Source organism: uncultured Gardnerella sp. (assembly GCF_947280595.1).
GTDB lineage: Bacteria > Actinomycetota > Actinomycetes > Actinomycetales > Bifidobacteriaceae > Bifidobacterium > Bifidobacterium vaginale_A.
In genome coordinates, this window is the sequence record NZ_CAMYOS010000020.1 from 1 (window position 1) to 18,052 (window position 18,052).

Below are 18,052 nucleotides of genomic sequence, written 5' to 3' on the forward strand. Positions count from 1 at the left end.
CCAACAACTTCTTCAATACGAGCATCTGGACGATCAACCTTATTTACGCACAAAATAACAGGAAGCTTAGCTTCCAAAGCTTTACGAAGCACAAAGCGAGTCTGCGGAAGTGGGCCTTCAGAAGCGTCAACAAGAAGAACAACGCCATCAACCATAGAAATTCCACGCTCAACTTCTCCACCGAAATCAGCGTGTCCTGGAGTATCAATCACATTAATAGTGATGCCTTCTGGGTGACCATACTTTTCAGCCAATGGGCCAGTGTACTGAACAGCCGTGTTCTTAGCAAGAATAGTAATACCCTTTTCGCGTTCCAAATCATTGGAATCCATAACGCGATCTGGAACTTCCTCGCGCTCAGAAAATACGTGCGACTGCTGAAGCATGGCGTTTACCAGCGTGGTCTTACCGTGGTCTACGTGCGCCACAATTGCCACATTTCGAATATCACCGCGAACAGTCATCACAAACCTCTTCCATTCTTCGCGTTTAAGTAATTTTCAAACACAGCTAACTAAAGCATAAAATAACTCAAATAGCTGCATAATGTTATTGGCAAAACCAAAATCGTCAAACTGCCAAACCTCGCCGATTCTACTCGCGAGCGCAGACAGCTTGCACAACAAAGTTAGACAGAAACAATAAAGCCAAGTTTTTAAAACTAAAACTATGCTACAACGCCTTTAGAAATTAACTCGCGTGCAACTTCACGATATTCTTTAGCTGTTTTATGCTCAGGAGCAAAAATAGTGATCGGAACTGCTGCAACTGTTGAATCAGGCAACTTAATTGAACGAGAGATTACAGAATGTAACACGCGACCTTGAAATGCCTCATAAATTCGTTGCAATACTTCCTCACTGTGAAGAGTGCGCGTATACATTGTTACAAGCACGCCAAAAACTTCCAGATTAGGGTTAATACGAGATTGAACTTTTTCAATCGATTGCATAAGTAATGCAACTCCGCGCAACGCAAAGAACTCAGCAGCAACAGGAATGATAACGCCATCAGCTGCTGTAAGAGCGTTGACAGTAAGCAAACCTAATGAAGGCTGGCAATCGACAATAATTACATCATATTCATTGCGAATTTTATGTAAAACGCCAGCTAAAATCTGTTCGCGACCGACTTCAGTAACCAATTGCACTTCAGCAGCAGAAAGATCAATATTTGCCGGCATAACGTCAATATTTTCTGTTGCGGTATGACGAATCACATCATGAACATCTACAGAAGAATCGAAAAGAGCTGTATAAACAGTATTGTCAAGAGCATTGGCGTTAATTCCAAGACCAACAGTTGCAGCACCTTGCGGATCAAAATCAACTATTAAAACTTTACGACCATACTGACTTAACGCACCAGCAATGTTGATAGAGCTTGTAGTTTTACCAACACCACCTTTTTGATTGCACATAGCAATAACACGCGCAGGTCCATGAGAAGTCAATGGTTCAGGCGCGCAAAAAGTTTCATATTCACGTCCAAGTAAATCAGTAGGCATGTTTTCCATGCTATCAATAGGTATGCTTAACGAAACTCGGATTATCTAATTCAGCCTTAGTAATAAATAAGTAACGAATATAAGTAATATAATTGAAAATATGCGCTCAAATATTGATTCTTCTTATAACATAACCAATATCTCACAGTCTTTTACAACATACTTGAAACGATTTATTGCGTATATAGATATAGAGCGAGGACTCTCAAAGAAAACAATATATTCATACACTTCAGATTTGCAAGATTATACATATTGGCTACAAAATAATCGAAACATCAACAACGTTAATGACATTTCACAACTAGATATTGAATCTTATGTGCGATATTTAACTGAATCTGGATTAGGCTCACATACTATTGCTCGAAGGATTTCTAGCATTCATGAATGGCATCGTTTTATGTTATCTAATTCATATGTACAAGTAGATGTATCTAAATCCGTAAAATCTCCCAAACTTGCAGAACACTTGCCAGACGTACTTAGCGTAGAAGAAGTGAATAGAGTGATTGATGCTGCTTCAAACTTCGGCAGTCAAGACGCTATTTCGCTTAGAGATTGCGCTTTACTAGAGTTTTTATATGCTACAGGAGCGCGAATTTCTGAAGCTGTTGGAGTAAAATTTGAAGATTTTGACTTAGACGAATCAGTTGTAAAACTAACTGGCAAAGGTTCTAAACAACGTTTAGTGCCAATTGGCGGATGCGCTATTAGAGCACTTCGTAAATATCTTGAAAAATCTCGCCCAATATTAGCATCTAGAAGTAAACATGAGCTGTCAATTATTTTTTTGAATAAACGTGGCAATCAACTTTCTAGACAATCAGCATGGTTAATAGTTAGCGAAGCTGGAGAGCGCGCAAAACTTTCAAGACAATTACATCCTCATACTTTACGACATTCACTTGCAACTCATTTAATCGCAGGCGGAGCAGATGTACGTACTGTTCAAGAGCTTCTTGGACATGCTTCTGTTACAACAACGCAAATTTATACGCATATTAGCCCAGATGCTTTGATTGAAGCATATGTGATGAGCCATCCTAGAGCTAGATAAATTAAAAAAATAACGTGTTATTTCGTGTTATTTCGTGTTATTTCACAAAAAACAAAAGAAAAAGCCCGCCAAAATGACGGGCTTAAAGGAGAAGAAATCTTCAACTCATTTTACACATAACATGCTAATAATGCCAACAATTCTAATAATGCTAATACGCAATACTAAGCATGCTAAAAATTTTATTTATGAGCGACTCGATTAAATCATGCTTCAACTGGAGCATTTACATCATCCGGCAAAGCTGCTTTAGCTGCATCAACAACAGCCTTGAAAGTTTCAATATCAGAAACTGCAAGCTCAGCAAGAGCACGACGATCTAATTCGATGCCAGCTAAACGCAATCCCTGAATAAAACGATTGTAAGTAATGCCTTCAGCGCGGACAGCGGCATTGATACGCTGAATCCACAACTTGCGGAAGTCACCTTTACGAGCTTTACGATCACGGAAGTTATAAGTAAATGAGTGGAGCAGCTGTTCCTTTGCCTTGCGGTAAAGACGGGAGCGCTGACCGCGATAACCCGAAGCCCTATCAAGAACAACGCGACGCTTCTTGTGAGCATTCACTGCGCGTTTTACTCGTGCCATAAGTATTCCTCTTTCTTAAAAATATTTTATGCGTCTTATTACAAGCTATATAAGTAATGCTTACTTACCGAGTAAGCCCTTGAGCTTCTTGCTCTGTGCTGGAGCCAAAACCTTATCTTCAGACAAAGCACGACGCTTGCGAGCAGACTTATGCTCCAAGTTGTGGCGCATTGCGCTACCATCGTGCATTACCTTACCAGTACCAGTAAGGCGAACGCGCTTGGACGCTGCGGAATTAGTTTTCATCTTCGGCATTGCTGCCCTCCTTATGATGTTGATCGGATTGCGCGGAATTTAATGCAGCCGCGGCCTGGGCTTGGATTTCCTGCTTAGCTGCAAGACGTGCGGCCTGACGAGCCTGACGTTCAGCACGTGACTCTGCGCCACGACGACGCTGCTCGGATTGCGTATGAACTTTTTTACCCTTAGGCGCAAGAGTCATAACAATATTGCGAAGTTCTTGCTTTGGAGCAAACTCAATTGTTCCACTTTCCGAAACCTCATCTGCTAGCCTACGTAACAACTCCACGCCACCAATCGGACGAGATTGTTCTCGGCCACGCAGCATGATAGTAACTTTTACCTTATCGCCGCCATTTAAGAAACGAAGTACGTGGCTCTTCTTTACTTCAAAATCATGATCATCAATCTTAAGACGGAAACGAATTTCCTTAATCTCAGCAGTGCTCTGATTTCGACGCGCTTCACGAGCTTTAATCTTTTCGTTGTACTTGTACTTGCCATAGTCAATAAGCTTGGCTACAGGAGGCTTAGCAGTAGGTGCAACCTCAACGAGATCAAGATTCGCTTCCCTAGCCAAATTTAGCGCAACTGAGGTTGCAATAACCCCAACTTGTTCGCCTTTTGGTCCTATAAGACGTACCTGAGGAACGCGAATCTCTTCGTTAATGCGTGGTTCGTCGCTAATGATGACTCCAATCCTTATAAATCTAGCGAGATACAAACCAAGAAGTAATAGTAGATTCGTAACTAATCAAAACGCATATTTGATTAAATACAAAACATGCTTATGATTAGCATTCATATGACCAAAGTCATGAACCCGAAACCGCTACGGCTTCCAGGTGGGGAATCCCACTTTCTTGATTACTCAAGCCGAATATTCATTATACTAACAGCCCAGACAATATTTAAATGCTAAAAATACTGTAACTTTGTTAGCGTCCATCAACATTTGTATAGCAATGTAACAAAAATGTCACAATAAAATATATGAGAACACTTGAGCTAGCAAACAAAACAGGTAGACTATGAACGCATGGAACCTTTACAACGTTGCGTAGTATTAGCAGCTGGAGATTATTACGATCACACACGCGAGCAAATACCTGATAGAGCTTTAACAATTGCAGCTGACGGCGGATGGGATCACGCATGTGAGCTTGGATTACATGTAGACGCTCTTATAGGAGATTTTGATTCAGTAAGACTAAAACTCCCTAATGATGCAACTATAACGCGTCTTCCAGAAGAAAAAGATGACCCCGATTTGCTTTCAGCATTAAAAGTTGGTTGGGCAAAAGGTGCGCGCGAGTTCCATATTTTTGGAGGACTTGGCGGCCGCGTTGATCACACTATTTCTAATATTCAACTTATGGTAAGGCTTGCTGTACGAGGTGGAATCGGATTCCTATATGGCAACGGTCAGATTGTTACAGCAATACATAATGCTTCACTAGACTTCCCTGAATCATGCGGAGGCGAAGGACGCATGGTATCAGTATTTTCACATACTCCTGTTTCGTATGACGTAAATGAAAGAGGATTAAAATATCAACTTGAACATGCGAAAATGTTTGGAGATGCTGTCCAAGGGCTAAGTAACGAATTGATAGACAACACTTTAGCTCACGTAGACGTTCATGAAGGTACTCTAATAGTTACTTTCCCAATCAATGCACCACTGCCACAAGTTAGCTGGTTTAAAAGACCTAGTGGAGATTTAGGCTCAATTGATTTCTCGATATCTGAAGCGTTAGCAACTCCTTTAGATAGCGAATCAGATCCTACTGATTCAACTACAGCAGCTGCTCAATCAATGACATCTAAGGAATGAATACTAGATTTAATCAACATTTCATTTTCTGATTCTCTATAAACTGTCTATGAACTGTTTATTAAATAGATGCTATCTGAAGAACTATCTGAAGAACAAATAGCGGTTTGTACACGTATATGAGATATAGAAATAATCTAAACTGATTATGCGTATAAGTTACTAGTATAATCAGTGAACTTGTATTGAGAATTGTATTGAGAATTACATTGAAACTTGCATTGAGTTCCAGTGAACTTGTAATTATATGCTAAAAGTTTCGAAAAATCAGTATAAAATACATACCAAGAATTGTTCTAAAAGTTGCAAATAAAGAATTGTTATGAAAAATTGCAAATAAACAAAAACTACACAAAAATTATCATAAATTTATAATGAAACTTTCATAAAACACATCATGTGAACGCTAACTATTCACATGCTTATATGTGCCAATAATAACGTCATTCATTAGCATTTCTAGTACATACCGCACATTAGAATGAACACGTTAGTTCAATATAACGAAGGCCTACAGAGCGTCTTGTAATCAACGAGAAAAACTCGCACAAGGCGTGACAATAAAGGTCTTACTCAAGGGAGAACCACATGACAGTCAAGATTGGTATTAACGGCTTTGGTCGTATCGGTCGTTTAGCATTCCGCCGTATTTTTGAGCTTCAAGCTCGTGGCGGTCAGGCTGGTGACATCGAAGTCGCAGCCATCAATGATTTGACCACTCCTTCAATGCTTGCCTACTTGTTGAAGTACGACAGCACTCACGGCACTTTCCGCCATGATGACGGCACTCCAGTTGAAGTAACATCAACTGAAGATGCAATCGTAGTTGACGGCAAGACTTACAAGGTTTATGCAGAAAAAGATGCAAATAACATTCCATGGGTTAAGAACGATGGAGTTGAGTTTGTACTCGAGTGCACAGGCTTCTACACTTCTGCAGAAAAGTCTCAAGCTCATTTGAATGCTGGAGCTAAAAAGGTACTCATCTCCGCTCCTGCTAAAGATGACACCACCCCAACAGTTGTGTTCGGCGTTAACCACGAAATCTTGAAGCCAACCGACAACATTGTGTCTGCAGGCTCTTGCACCACTAACTCCATGGCTGCAATGGTTAAGTTATTGCAAGATAACTGGGGCATTAAGTCTGGATTCATGACAACAATCCACGCATACACCGGAACTCAAATGATTCTCGATGGACCACGCGGAAGCAAGCCACGCAACAATCGTTCTGCAGCTTGCAATACTATTGAGCACTCCACTGGCGCTGCTAAAGCAATCGGAAAGGTTGTTCCAGAAGTAAACGGAAAGCTCCAAGGTCACGCTCAGCGCATTCAAGTTCCAGATGGATCTGTTACAGAGTTGACAACCGTTCTTGAAAAGCCAGCTACTACTGAAGAGATTAACGAAGCATTCAAGAAGGCTTTTGAACATTGCGAGTACTTCGGATACAATGCCGACAATATCGTGTCTTCCGATATCATCGGAGATACACACGGTGGCGTGTTCGATCCAACTCAAACTGACGTAAACACTGTTGATGGAGTAACTTTGGCTCGTACAGTTACCTTCTACGATAACGAATACGGCTTCACTGCTAACATGATTCGTACACTTCTCTACTTTGCTGAAATTTCCGAGTGAAATTTTAAAAATTGAATTCGTAAAGTAGAAGTAAACGAATATATTAAGCTAAAAACAAACCCCTTGCGGTGATTCATCGCAAGGGGTTTTCATAAGTGTTAATTGCAAAAAATATTTAAAATAGTTAGGTTATAAACCAAATATTTATTACTGCACATCGATAAATTAAACAGTAAAATACAAATAATTACTAAACAAATAATTACTGAAAAATAAGTATTAAGTATTGAACTAGTAAAAAATTCACACAAATATTGGATATAAAATGAGCAAGAAACATGAGCAAACATCGAAATCAACTCCAGCAATAGCACAATTAGAAAAAGCAGGAGTCACATTCAGAGTAGTCGAATATGAACACGATTCAGATCACATGGAAGACGGATATGGATTAGAAGCAGCTGAAAAACTTGGAGTAAACGCAGAACAAGTGTGCAAAACTCTAATGGTAGACACAGGCGAAAAACGCGTGATAGGAATTGTGCCAGTAAATGGGCGATTAAGTATGAAATCGATTGCGAGCGCAGTTCACGCTAAGAAAGCAAGTATGACTAGTCCAGAAGTAGCTCAACGAGAAAGCGGATATGTAGTTGGAGGAATTTCTCCATTTGGGCAGAGAACTCATCATGAAACAGTTCTAGATAGTAGCGTTATGAAATTTGACGAAATACTTGTTTCAGGCGGAAAGCGTGGACTTGATGTAGTTCTTAATCCTAAAGATATTGTTAGCATTTTAAATGCGACTGTTGCAGACATAGCAGCCTAATCGAAAAATCTTGTAAAAACAAATCATCGTTAAACGTCTTGCCAACGTGCGATAATCCCTAAGGTTATGCTTTTAATCGTTAAGGAGTTTATTATGGGCATGCGTGGACGTAAGCGCAAAGCGCGTCGTAAAAAAGCAGCAAATCACGGCAAAAGACCAAATGCTTAAGCTGTAATTCGCTTACAAATACTTCAAAGCTCACGTTTTACGTGAGCTTTTTTGTTATAACAAAATCGTGTTATCGCGCGCCATAAACATATTGCTGTAATATTGTTACTATGCCAACTAATATTCAAGAACTTTTAAATGCTTTAAACTCATCTAATGAGCAAGATGAGAACACTTTGCTTTCAAAATCATGGCTTCTTGGCTTTGATACTGAAACTACAGGAGCGATTATTGGTAAAGATGCCATTGTTTCCGCTACACTTGTTTTAAGAAATCCTGAAGCAGGGCATAGTGCGGATATTGTGTCTACTTGGCTTATTAACCCACATCAGCCTATGAATCCTAAAGCTAGTGAAGTAAATGGTTTTAGCGATCAATATCTTCAAGCTCACGGCGGCGAACCTGTTCAAGAGTTAGAATTACTAGCAAAAGCTGTGAGTATTGCGCAATCAAAAAATATTCCATTGCTTGCATATAATGCTCCGTTTGATATTGCAATGTTGCGTAGTGATTTAAAACGCTGGGATCTTGAATCTTTGAATAATCGAGCAACTTGCAATATAAGCTCTCTTAGCGAAAACGACATATTAACTGTTGATCCTCTTGTTATCGATCGCGCACTTTCTCAACGTTCTGGAAAGCGAACTCTTACTCTTGCTTCGCAATTTTATGGAGTTGAACCTATTGGAGATTTTCATGATGCTACAGCAGACACAGTTGCAGCTCTTGATTTAATTGCTCCAATGAGCGCATTGTATGATCAAGTACGCAATATGACTTTAGTGAATATGATGGATTGGCAGCGAGAAGCTTATTGCAAATGGAAAGATAGCTTTAATAGATGGCTTGAATCTCGAGGTAGAGAGCCAATTCGCGGAGAATGGTTATAAGAATCCTAGAATCCTAATTTTAAAGCAAATATTATAAGTTATAAGCAATTTTAAAAAATTATTATTGCATACGATTCACACATCGATATGAATAAAAGGGAATAAAGTGAGTAACTGTAGTAAATTATCTTTAAAAACAGCAAGCGAACTGCTGCAAAAACATGGTTTATTGCGAGAGATGATTCAACACAAAGAACCAAAAACAGATTGTACTATTAAGCATTGCGAAAATAACGAGGATTCCACTCATTCTAAAAATGAGATATGGTCATTAAATCCGTATTATTTTGATAATATTGACGCGGATTCTTGCTTTACTCACGCAACTTATGACTCACGCGATATTAAGAATGGAACACTTTTATTTATTAAAGGCAATTTTAAATCGGAATATCTTGTAGATGCAGATTCTAAAGGTCTTGTATCGTATGTTGCTGAGAAAAGTTACGCAAATTACACTAACTCAGTTGGCTTAATTGTCAACGATGTTCGTAAAGCAATGAGCGTGCTTTCGGCAGCATTCTTTGGATTCCCTCAAGAAAAACTTACTGTAGTTGGAATTACAGGAACTAAAGGAAAAACAACTACTGCATACTTTACTCATGCAATTCTTAACGCATATTCTCATGGAAAAGCTGCACTATTTTCTTCTGTAGACAATTGTTTAGATGGTAAAACATATGTTGAATCAGATTTGACTACTCCAGAAAGTTTTGACGCTTTCAGAATGATGCGTGAAGCTGTAGATAACGGTATGCAATACTTAGTGATGGAAGTTTCCTCTCAAGCATACAAAGTGGATCGCGTCTACGGATTGTACTTTAATGTTGGAGCATTCTTAAACATTAGTCCAGATCATATAAGTCCAATAGAGCATCCAACTTTCGAAGATTACTTGTATTGCAAACGTCAGCTTATTGCAAATTCTAAATGCTTAGTACTTAACGCTGATGCAGATCATGCGGATCTTTTATTACAAGATGCAAAAAATCATAATGTGAATGTAACAACTTTTGCTCGAATTAAGAAGAACGAAATAGTAGAAGACGTGTGGGATGACGAGTACGAGGAAAACAACGATAACTCTAAGAATTCTAGCGAGAAAAACGAGGAAGCAGAAAGCTTAGAAAACTCTTGCAAAAACGATAACAATAATTTCGACAATACTAAAGATACTAAAAATATTAAAGAAAATTCTTCATCATTATGCGACATTGAGCATTACAGTGAGCTTATTACTCCTGATTACATTGCAATACCTGAAGAAAATAGTGAAAAACATTACATTGCTATAAAAGATAATCAAGAAGAAGATTACGATAGCAATCACGCTGACAATTGCGAAATCACTAGCAAAGACAGCAACGACAGTAAAGACAGCAATGACAGCACAGACACAACATACTACTGCCCTATTGACGATTTTACGTTATCAATTGCAGGAGATTTTAATTACGAAAATGCGCTAGCTGCAATTGCTATTGCAGGAGAATTAGGAATTAACCAAGAAACAGATTTGAGTGCATTAAAAGCAATCGAAGGTATCAAAATACCTGGAAGAATGGAATATTTCAAAGACTCTCAATCAAACACTATATCAATAGTAGATTATGCACATAATTATATTTCTATGAAAGCATTACTTGATTTTGTAGAAAATAAATACGGGAAAGACAATCCTCGCATTACGCTTGTAACAGGATCTGCTGGAAATAAAGCCTACGACCGCAGAAAAGAGATTGTTGAAGCAGCGCAAGATAGAATTGACCAATTCGTTTTCACTATTGAAGATACTGATACTGAAGACGCGATGGATATTTGCAAAGACATGCGAAAATATATAACAAATCAAAATGTAAAATCGCACATAATTGTAGATAGACCTGATGCAGTTGAATACAGTATTTACGATGCACGAAAATGTTCGAACCAAAACGATAATCAACTAAACATAATCCTAATAATAGGAAAAGGCGATGAGCGATGGATTAAACACCAAAATAAGCATGTTCCTTATGAAGGTGATTCTTTCATTGTAAAACGGCTTTTTGAAGTTAAATAATTAAATAGTTAAATAGTTAAATAATTAGTAACTCGCTAGTCAAAATAAGTAGAAAAACATAAAAATCTGGGTTATTCCCCAAAAATCTTAACGCTAGCAAATTGATAAAAATTAGGGTTCAAACATTTAATTGTCTGAACCCTAATTAAATATCATGACTCTAGATTAGACCCAGATTCATCTATATTAGGATGAATTGCTCGTTCAGCTTTTGTCTTTAACAAATCTGGATTTATATGCTCTACAAGCATAGTACGAGCATCACCTGCTGTAGCAAAGCTTCCGCAAATAAGAACTCCCAAGCCATATCCAACACCAAGTTCATCGCTTTCATCAACTAAATTAACTGCAGTTTGAATAGCATCAGGAAGCTCATCTTCGCGAATCACACGATCATTACCGAATACTTTTATAGCAATCTTTTCTAATTCTTTAGGAGGCATAACACGATCGCGCCACGAATTGCTAGTCACAACAATCTTAGACAATATTGGTTCTAGTACGCCTAAGTACTCCTCAACCTGCTTATCTGCCATCATTGCAACAATTCCAACAAGCTTATCAAAATGATAGTTTTCTTCAATCGTAGCTCTTAAAGTTTCAGCAGCATTCACGTTATGACCACCATCAATAATGATTGTTGGCGAATTACGAACCTGCTCAATTCGTCCTGGAATTTTAACCTGACTTAAAGCTTCAGCAACTAAATCACCTTCAAGAGCACCATTAACAGGGAGCACAACTTCAGATGCAGCAAGAGCTGCCAAAGCATTATGAGCTTGATGCTTTCCAAATTTATCAATCGGAACATCCTCATAAGTGCCATTAGGCGTACGTAAAGTAGCAATTTGACCACCAACAGCAGGAGTGCGCGAAACTACTTCAAGCTCCCCTTGACCATAAGAAGCATCCCTTAGCAAAGTTGCGTTATTTTTAGCTGCAACTTCTTGAATAATCGGAAGAACTTTAGATTCATGAGGTTGAGGACCTAAAATAACTGTGCAATTAGGCTTTATAATTCCAGCTTTAGTACGCGCAATCTCTTCAACAGTATTTCCTAACCATTGCATGTGATCCATATCAACAGGGCCAATAATTGCAGCATCTGCATTCATAACATTCGTTGCATCCCATTCTCCGCCCATGCCAACTTCCATAACAGCAACGTCAACAGGAGCATCTGCAAAAGCCCAAATAGCCATAGATGTTAGAACTTCGAAGAAACTCATACGCGGCTTTCCGGCGGATTCCATTCGCGCATCTACTATGTCTATGATGTCTTTCATTTGATCGAACACATCAACAAATTGATCATCACTCAATTCTTGACCGTCAATCACTATTCGTTCGTTTATTCGTTGCAAATGAGGAGAAGTATATAATCCAGTACGCAACCCGTAAGCTCTGCAAATCGACTCTGCCATACGAGCAGTAGAGCCTTTACCGTTAGTTCCTGTAATATGAATAACTCTCATAGACTGTTCTGGATGACCTAAAATATCTAAAATAAGCTTCATACGATCAAGATCAAGATTCGTTTTATTATGCTCTGGAGCTCTGCTCATAATATTACGTTCAACATCTATAAGACGTTCATTATAGCGATTTGGATTTTCTATAGACAAAATCTCCCCCATATTTAGTAAACACAATCACTCATTTTCCATGTAACTAGATTAGTTGATACCAACAACTAAAAGAATAAAAAAATTCAGCATTATGAATAAGATTACAAAACGAAGATTCTTACCAAGATTATTTACAAAATATACTTTACTATCAGTTAAGAAAAGATTTAAAAGTTTTCACACATTTATTTTCCTGTGAGCGCATAAACACTATTTAGGCATAGATTTAAGATTTTCGCCCTGAATTAGATTTTTAGTTCCACTTTCATCGCGCACGTTGAAAACAGCTCAGCAGAGATAAATATGAGAATTCTATAAATCTATACTCACCTATATTTGTAAATTACATATAAAATCTTTGAAAATAATCTAAGTTAAGTCGAAAAAAGTCGTAAATCATACTATGTTAGTAATTATTGACTTTTCTTAATAAGAACAACGAAACAAAAATTCAAATCTTAATAATCTAAAGATCAAAAAATAATAAAACAAGATTCAAGGAGCAAGAAATGGCTGAGAACAAGCCAACAGAACATGGTGAGAAATTAAACGCTGACGGAACACAGAAAGTCGAAGACAGAGTGAACAATCGTTCTCTTCGCCCAAATAGCGATTCCTTCAAAGATTTCATGACAAGTTGCTGGGACAATCAGGAACAAGAAATAAAGCCACTTGAATCTTCAAAATATACACTTGCACGCCGCGAATCACTAGGTAAAAGGTTTATTGGCGAGCGTCTTGTTATTCCAGCAGGACAGCACAAAGTACGCAACAACGATTGCGATTACGCATTCCGCCCAGACACAACTTTTGCATACTACACTGGCTTAGGTCAAGATTATGAGGCTGGAGCAGTACTCGTAATGGAGCCAGTTAAAAAAGGTAGCGAAGAAGAAAAATCTGGAAAAACACATACTTGCCAACTTTTCGTTGCACCTCGCGCAGACAACAGCACTTCTGCATTCTATAAGGATCCTCATTACGGAGAATATTGGGTTGGTCCTCGCGCAGGTTTGAAAGAACTTAAAGCGATGACTGGAATTGAAACTAGAGATATTGCTGAACTAGATGACGCTCTTTCTAAAAATATGAGCGCAAAAGAAAACGTGAAAGTACGTATTATTCGCGAAGCTGATGAAAACTTAACATCACACGTTGATGCACTACGTGCAGCAAGCGGTTTTACAAATGAAGATGAAAATATTTCTTCTGACGATAAACTACATGAAGTTGCAGCAGAAGCTCGAATGCTTAAAGATGACTATGAGATTCGTGAAATGCGTAAGGCAATTGCAGCTACAAAGCTTGGCTTTGATAGAATGCTCACACGCTTACCTAATGCACTTGATAAAGAAAATTCTGAGCGCATGATTGAAGGCGCATTTAACTCTGTAGCGCGAGAATGTGGAAACGAAGTCGGATATGACACAATCGTTGCTTCAGGTAAGCATGCTCCAATCTTACATTGGATGCGAAATACAGGAGTTGTTTCTAACGGCGAACTTCTCTTAATTGACGCTGGAGTTGAAGTAAACAGCCTTTACACTGCTGATATAACACGCACTTTCCCAACTAATGGTAAATTCTCTGACTTGCAAAAAAAGCTTTACCAATGTGTGCTTGACGCTCAACAAGCCGGTTTTGAAGCAGCTAAGCCAGGAGCAACTTATTCAAGTATTCACCATGCATGCATGCGCGTATTAGCTGAGCACTTGCATGACTGGGGTATTTTGAAAGTTAGCGTAGAAGAATCTCTTTCTCCTGAAGGACAGCAACATCGCCGTTGGCATGCATGCGGAGTAGCGCATCATTTAGGATTAGATGTGCACGATTGCGCTCAAGCTCGCTACGAAGCTTACCAAGGCGCTCCATTAACTCCTGGAATGATCTTCACTATTGAGCCAGGATTATACTTCGCAGCAAACGATTTGATGCTTCCTGAAGAAATGAGAGGAATCGGAATTCGTATTGAAGATGACGTTTTGATGACTGAAAACGGACCAGAATGGCTTTCAATAGATATTCCTAAGCAAATTGATGATGTTGAAGCTTGGATGGCTGAGCAAAGTGCTAAAAATGATATATTCAAAAAATAGAAGTTTTGTTTTATCGCACGTATACACCATAATTATAATGTTATGACAATTTACAAATCTGTTTATAACATTTGCGCATCATAAAATTCAAAAATGCGCATTAACAACTATAAGAACTATAAAAATTAGCGTATTTGAAAGGAAATCTATGTCTAAGCCAATTGTCATTTCACTTGGAGAGCTACTTTGGGACTTACTCCCCCAAGGGAAACGAGTTGGCGGAGCGCCTGCGAACTTTGCTTATCATGCTCAAGCAAATGGAGCTGAAAGTTATGTTATTAGCGCAGTTGGAGAAGACGACCTCGGCAACGAACTTATTGAAGAAGTTAAAAAAGCCGGAATTAAGAACATCATACAAAAAAATGCTTGGCCAACTAGCACAGTAAACGTAGCACTTAGAAATGGCATACCTGAATACACAATAGTTAGAAATGTTGCATGGGATCACATTGTTTACACTAATGAATTAGTTGAATTGGTATCGAAAGCAGATGCTATATGCTTTGGAACGCTTGGATTAAGATCTCAAGAAACACACGACACTGTGTTAGAACTTCTAAAACATGCTAAACCAGAAGCAATGAAGTTCTTTGACATTAACATTCGTAGTGACCACTATTCAAAAGATTTGATTGAAGCGCTCCTTAAAGAAGCTACTGTATTTAAACTAAATGATTCAGAACTTCTTTTGCTAAGAGATATGTTCAACATTCGTGAAACTTCAGATAATGAAGCTTGCAAGTGGTTCCAAACGCGCTACGGATTAGATTATGTTATTTTGACAGGTGGATCTACATTCAGCACTATTACAACAAAAACAGGCGAGAATTCAACATTCCCAACACCTCACGTTGATGTAAACGATACTGTTGGAGCAGGCGATTCATTCTCCGGTACTTTTACGGCAAGAATATTATTAGGTGACTCTGTTGAGCAAGCTCATCGCAATGCAATAAACACTGCAGCTTATGTATGCACTCAAGCTGGAGCGTGGCCAAAGTATCCTGAAAATATAACAGACTACCTTTCTGAATCAGGTTTGTAAAAATTTACGATTAAAAAAGCAAGTGTGAATGCTCGTGAATCATGATGTTCACGAGCATTTGCATAAAGTGGCATAGATTCGCGAAAATGTTAAAAATAAAAAATAGCGAATAAAATAAATAAGATAAAAAACAAGATAAAAAACAAGTGCTATAAGAAAAAAAAAATAAAAAATAAAAAGCTTCAACTTGCAAGATATCAATCAAACGAGTTGAAGCTTTACTTTTATTTGTGGGGCCTCAGGGGCTTGAACCCTGGACCGGCGGATTATGAGTCCGCTGCTCTAACCGACTGAGCTAAAGCCCCACGCTGATAAACTCAGCAACGACTAGATTAGCACACACCCATAAACGTTTCCAAATCTCAGTGAGTCGAAAATGTTAAAAGTGGCAGTGTTAAATCATATTTCAGTAACACTATAACGAGAAGATGCAAAATTATCTAAAGCACCAGTCTTACGTATAGCAAGATACAAAACCCAAGGAAGAACACCAGCAATCACAAAACCGCTAATAATCTCACAAATCATGTGAACAGTATAATAATTAGATCCTCGACCTTGATAAAAAACAAATATTAAATAAATACCATATTCAATAGAAGTTAAAACACCAGACGAAATACTCAAAGTAATGTTATATTTGCGATATTTAGTAAGCAAGAAAGGAATCTCGCTAAAAATCGCTTGCAAAGCTGCAGAAAGAAGAACAATAAAAGATGAATATTGCTGTCCAAGAATATTCTCGAACATAGTTCCAATAACATTCACATAAATTGCAGCGCCAGGCTTACGAATTAAAATAAGAGCGAGGGGTCCAGACATATACCAAACACCATGCAAAATACTTGCAAAACCAGGGACAATACTTCGCAAGATAGGCGAAATCTGAGAGAAGAACAACATAGTAAATCCCCAATAGACCACACCAAAAACAGCAGCTAAAGCAGAAGCTAATGCTATATCTGCTACGCGCCAACGTAATTTATTAACTTTAATCATTGAAGGAAGCTCAAATTTATTGGCATTATCCATTGATTTACTTGCATCAACTGTTGATTTACTTACATCTTTCCTTAACTTATTTTCATCATTTGTGATATTCGAATTAGATGTTTCATTATTAAAAGTATGAGTCATAAAAGCTCCTTCAACTTTACGCTGCGTATTGTAATTTCTAATGGATGTTCCCTGACCTACACAGCCTGGGCGAAAACACCAAAGGCTACTGTATCATCTAAAACGTGCATATTTATCAACTTCAATAAAACAATCTGTTATTTTTATAACATTTATAAAATTTATATATAAGAGAAAAATCGTATGAAAGCATAGAGCAATTTAGCGTTCACAAAAGCTACACTGCTATTATTATCCGCAAAAGCTACATTGCTAGTTGAATATACGTATTATTTTATTTAAACTATTATGACGCGTTTTAATACTATTATGACGCATCACCTTCACCTTTAGCTCGATCTTTACCGTAAATAGATGGGATAAAACGCTCTTGATCATGTAATTTTTCCCAAATAACAGGCGGATCATGTGGATTTTTTAACGATCTAGGCACATCTATAATCCTCTGATTACTAGATCCGCGGAATTGTAATAACGAATCGTGCAAATCCTTCATATATCGACCGTCAACAAGAATATCTACATATTGCAAAAGCTCAAGCTTATCTGAAGTTTCGCCTTTGCGCATAAGCTCTTCCCAAGTGTAACCAGTCCAACTCCAAATATCCTTCGTATGACCAAATTCGTTTCGAATACGCTTACATAAAGGAATCAATATACCAGTATTAAGTAGAGGCTCTCCGCCAAGAAGAGTTAATCCTTGTACATAAGGCTCAGCTAAATCCGACATAATTTGATCTTCAAGCTTTTGAGTATAAGGATAACCTGCACGAAAATCCCAAATAGACTCGTTATAGCACTCAACACAATGAAATGGGCATCCAGAAACATAAAGCGAACAGCGAATACCTTCTCCATCTGTCATAAGAAAGCGCTTATAATCAGCCACCATCCCCTTACTCATTCGTTCACTTGACCACTGACCTGCGCGAGGATTATTAGAAAGAGATGTAGGAATCCATGGCCCACGATTTGCGTCCGTAGGCGCAAAATCATGCAAGCTGATGCGAGCCATGACATACCTCCATATAAATTACTAAATAAACTCCAAATAAATCATAAAATAAAATCCAGCCGTCAAAAAATGTAATTACAAAACGCAACGTACATTTTCTAACGGCTAGATTATCACCAAACAACAAACACAAGAAACACGATTACTTTTGTAAACTTGAGCTACAAACTTGAGCTACGCATTTCGCGAACTCGAAGTACGCATTTCGCAAACTTTCTATTTACTTACTTGGTTTCCTCATACCACTCACGAGATTCGCCATTATCCAGAGTCACATGACCAGTTTCACCAGACATATGCTTTACTCTGTGCGCGATTTCCTCGTGACGTCCGTGAACCATTGGGCGCTGAACAGGATTGCCCAAGT

16 protein-coding genes and 1 tRNA gene are annotated in these 18,052 nt (G+C 38.3%); 8 read left to right on the forward strand and 9 right to left on the reverse strand.

The features are described 5' to 3' along the window. Positions 1 to 464: GTP-binding protein (locus Q0X59_RS05500; RefSeq protein ID WP_297643740.1), on the reverse strand; the 464-nt coding region annotated here is incomplete at its 3' end. Positions 465 to 667: 203 nt separating this feature from the next. Further along, entirely contained in the window at positions 668 to 1,507 is an 840-nt protein-coding gene (locus Q0X59_RS05505; protein ID WP_075523073.1) for an AAA family ATPase, read from the reverse strand. Positions 1,508 to 1,607: 100 nt separating this feature from the next. Here Q0X59_RS05505 and xerD point away from each other — a divergent pair, with 100 nt between their 5' ends. Beyond that, the gene (gene xerD, locus Q0X59_RS05510) at positions 1,608 to 2,567 is read left to right on the forward strand and encodes a site-specific tyrosine recombinase XerD (protein ID WP_075523072.1); all 960 of its coding nucleotides are present in this window, start codon (positions 1,608 to 1,610) and stop codon (positions 2,565 to 2,567) included. Between the two features lie 206 nt (positions 2,568 to 2,773). Here the strand turns inward: xerD and rplT are convergent, their stop codons facing one another. Genes rplT through infC form a run of 3 tightly spaced genes read right to left on the reverse strand, consistent with a single transcriptional unit; the run spans position 2,774 to position 4,103 of the window. Continuing rightward, positions 2,774 to 3,157 (reverse strand): 50S ribosomal protein L20, encoded by a 384-nt coding sequence (gene rplT / locus Q0X59_RS05515; protein WP_075523070.1) that lies wholly within the window; start codon positions 3,155 to 3,157, stop codon positions 2,774 to 2,776. 60 nt (positions 3,158 to 3,217) lie between these two features. Continuing rightward, complete coding sequence (gene rpmI, locus Q0X59_RS05520) at positions 3,218 to 3,412, reverse strand: 50S ribosomal protein L35 (RefSeq protein WP_075523069.1); 195 nt, start codon at positions 3,410 to 3,412, stop codon at positions 3,218 to 3,220. Then, on the reverse strand, positions 3,393 to 4,103 hold the full coding sequence (gene infC, locus Q0X59_RS05525; protein WP_082266212.1) for a translation initiation factor IF-3: 711 nt from the start codon (positions 4,101 to 4,103) through the stop codon (positions 3,393 to 3,395). The genes rpmI and infC overlap by 20 nt, the downstream gene beginning before the upstream one ends. A gap of 333 nt (positions 4,104 to 4,436) precedes the next feature. Between infC and Q0X59_RS05530 the strand changes: the two genes are divergently transcribed. From Q0X59_RS05530 to Q0X59_RS05550, 5 genes are all read left to right on the forward strand, one after another. After that, complete coding sequence (locus Q0X59_RS05530; protein ID WP_075523067.1) at positions 4,437 to 5,234, forward strand: thiamine diphosphokinase; 798 nt, start codon at positions 4,437 to 4,439, stop codon at positions 5,232 to 5,234. A gap of 588 nt (positions 5,235 to 5,822) precedes the next feature. Then, complete coding sequence (gap, locus tag Q0X59_RS05535; RefSeq protein WP_103042906.1) at positions 5,823 to 6,878, forward strand: type I glyceraldehyde-3-phosphate dehydrogenase; 1,056 nt, start codon at positions 5,823 to 5,825, stop codon at positions 6,876 to 6,878. A 265-nt stretch (positions 6,879 to 7,143) separates the two neighbouring features. After that, positions 7,144 to 7,644 (forward strand): Cys-tRNA(Pro) deacylase, encoded by a 501-nt coding sequence (ybaK, locus tag Q0X59_RS05540; RefSeq protein WP_075523065.1) that lies wholly within the window; start codon positions 7,144 to 7,146, stop codon positions 7,642 to 7,644. A 278-nt stretch (positions 7,645 to 7,922) separates the two neighbouring features. Continuing rightward, complete coding sequence (locus tag Q0X59_RS05545; protein ID WP_297643744.1) at positions 7,923 to 8,702, forward strand: exonuclease domain-containing protein; 780 nt, start codon at positions 7,923 to 7,925, stop codon at positions 8,700 to 8,702. 106 nt (positions 8,703 to 8,808) lie between these two features. After that, complete coding sequence (locus Q0X59_RS05550) at positions 8,809 to 10,764, forward strand: UDP-N-acetylmuramoyl-L-alanyl-D-glutamate--2,6-diaminopimelate ligase (RefSeq protein WP_297643746.1); 1,956 nt, start codon at positions 8,809 to 8,811, stop codon at positions 10,762 to 10,764. Between the two features lie 152 nt (positions 10,765 to 10,916). Here Q0X59_RS05550 and Q0X59_RS05555 read toward each other — a convergent pair whose 3' ends face one another. Beyond that, on the reverse strand, positions 10,917 to 12,389 hold the full coding sequence (locus tag Q0X59_RS05555; RefSeq protein WP_075523113.1) for a folylpolyglutamate synthase/dihydrofolate synthase family protein: 1,473 nt from the start codon (positions 12,387 to 12,389) through the stop codon (positions 10,917 to 10,919). Between the two features lie 512 nt (positions 12,390 to 12,901). On the opposite strand from Q0X59_RS05555, the gene Q0X59_RS05560 reads away from it, so the two are divergent. Together Q0X59_RS05560 and Q0X59_RS05565 are read left to right on the forward strand one after the other, a co-directional pair. Continuing rightward, positions 12,902 to 14,488 carry an aminopeptidase P family protein gene (locus Q0X59_RS05560; RefSeq protein WP_297643748.1) on the forward strand — a complete coding sequence of 529 codons (1,587 nt, stop codon included), beginning with the start codon at positions 12,902 to 12,904 and terminating at the stop codon, positions 14,486 to 14,488. 148 nt (positions 14,489 to 14,636) lie between these two features. Further along, positions 14,637 to 15,533 carry a carbohydrate kinase gene (locus Q0X59_RS05565; RefSeq protein ID WP_075523061.1) on the forward strand — a complete coding sequence of 299 codons (897 nt, stop codon included), beginning with the start codon at positions 14,637 to 14,639 and terminating at the stop codon, positions 15,531 to 15,533. 231 nt (positions 15,534 to 15,764) lie between these two features. Here the strand turns inward: Q0X59_RS05565 and Q0X59_RS05570 are convergent. From Q0X59_RS05570 to nrdG, 3 genes are all read right to left on the reverse strand, one after another. Further along, positions 15,765 to 15,838: transfer RNA gene (locus Q0X59_RS05570), tRNA-Ile, on the reverse strand. Between the two features lie 94 nt (positions 15,839 to 15,932). Next, the gene (locus Q0X59_RS05575) at positions 15,933 to 16,670 is read right to left on the reverse strand and encodes an ECF transporter S component (RefSeq protein WP_075523060.1); all 738 of its coding nucleotides are present in this window, start codon (positions 16,668 to 16,670) and stop codon (positions 15,933 to 15,935) included. A gap of 307 nt (positions 16,671 to 16,977) precedes the next feature. Beyond that, entirely contained in the window at positions 16,978 to 17,685 is a 708-nt protein-coding gene (nrdG, locus tag Q0X59_RS05580) for an anaerobic ribonucleoside-triphosphate reductase activating protein (RefSeq protein WP_297643751.1), read from the reverse strand. Positions 17,686 to 18,052: the final 367 nt, after the last annotated feature.

Bases quoted from the DNA above. Each gene is read 5' to 3' on its own strand.
- ybaK (WP_075523065.1), top strand. From the start codon at position 7,144: ATGAGCAAGAAACATGAGCAAACATCGAAATCAACTCCAGCAATAGCA.
- Q0X59_RS05545 (WP_297643744.1), top strand. From the start codon at position 7,923: ATGCCAACTAATATTCAAGAACTTTTAAATGCTTTAAACTCATCTAAT.
- Q0X59_RS05565 (WP_075523061.1), top strand. From the start codon at position 14,637: ATGTCTAAGCCAATTGTCATTTCACTTGGAGAGCTACTTTGGGACTTA.
- Q0X59_RS05575 (WP_075523060.1), bottom strand. From the start codon at position 16,670: ATGACTCATACTTTTAATAATGAAACATCTAATTCGAATATCACAAAT.
- xerD (WP_075523072.1), top strand. From the start codon at position 1,608: ATGCGCTCAAATATTGATTCTTCTTATAACATAACCAATATCTCACAG.
- Q0X59_RS05505 (WP_075523073.1), bottom strand. From the start codon at position 1,507: ATGCCTACTGATTTACTTGGACGTGAATATGAAACTTTTTGCGCGCCT.
- rpmI (WP_075523069.1), bottom strand. From the start codon at position 3,412: ATGCCGAAGATGAAAACTAATTCCGCAGCGTCCAAGCGCGTTCGCCTT.
- gap (WP_103042906.1), top strand. From the start codon at position 5,823: ATGACAGTCAAGATTGGTATTAACGGCTTTGGTCGTATCGGTCGTTTA.
- Q0X59_RS05530 (WP_075523067.1), top strand. From the start codon at position 4,437: ATGGAACCTTTACAACGTTGCGTAGTATTAGCAGCTGGAGATTATTAC.
- nrdG (WP_297643751.1), bottom strand. From the start codon at position 17,685: ATGGCTCGCATCAGCTTGCATGATTTTGCGCCTACGGACGCAAATCGT.
- rplT (WP_075523070.1), bottom strand. From the start codon at position 3,157: ATGGCACGAGTAAAACGCGCAGTGAATGCTCACAAGAAGCGTCGCGTT.
- Q0X59_RS05560 (WP_297643748.1), top strand. From the start codon at position 12,902: ATGGCTGAGAACAAGCCAACAGAACATGGTGAGAAATTAAACGCTGAC.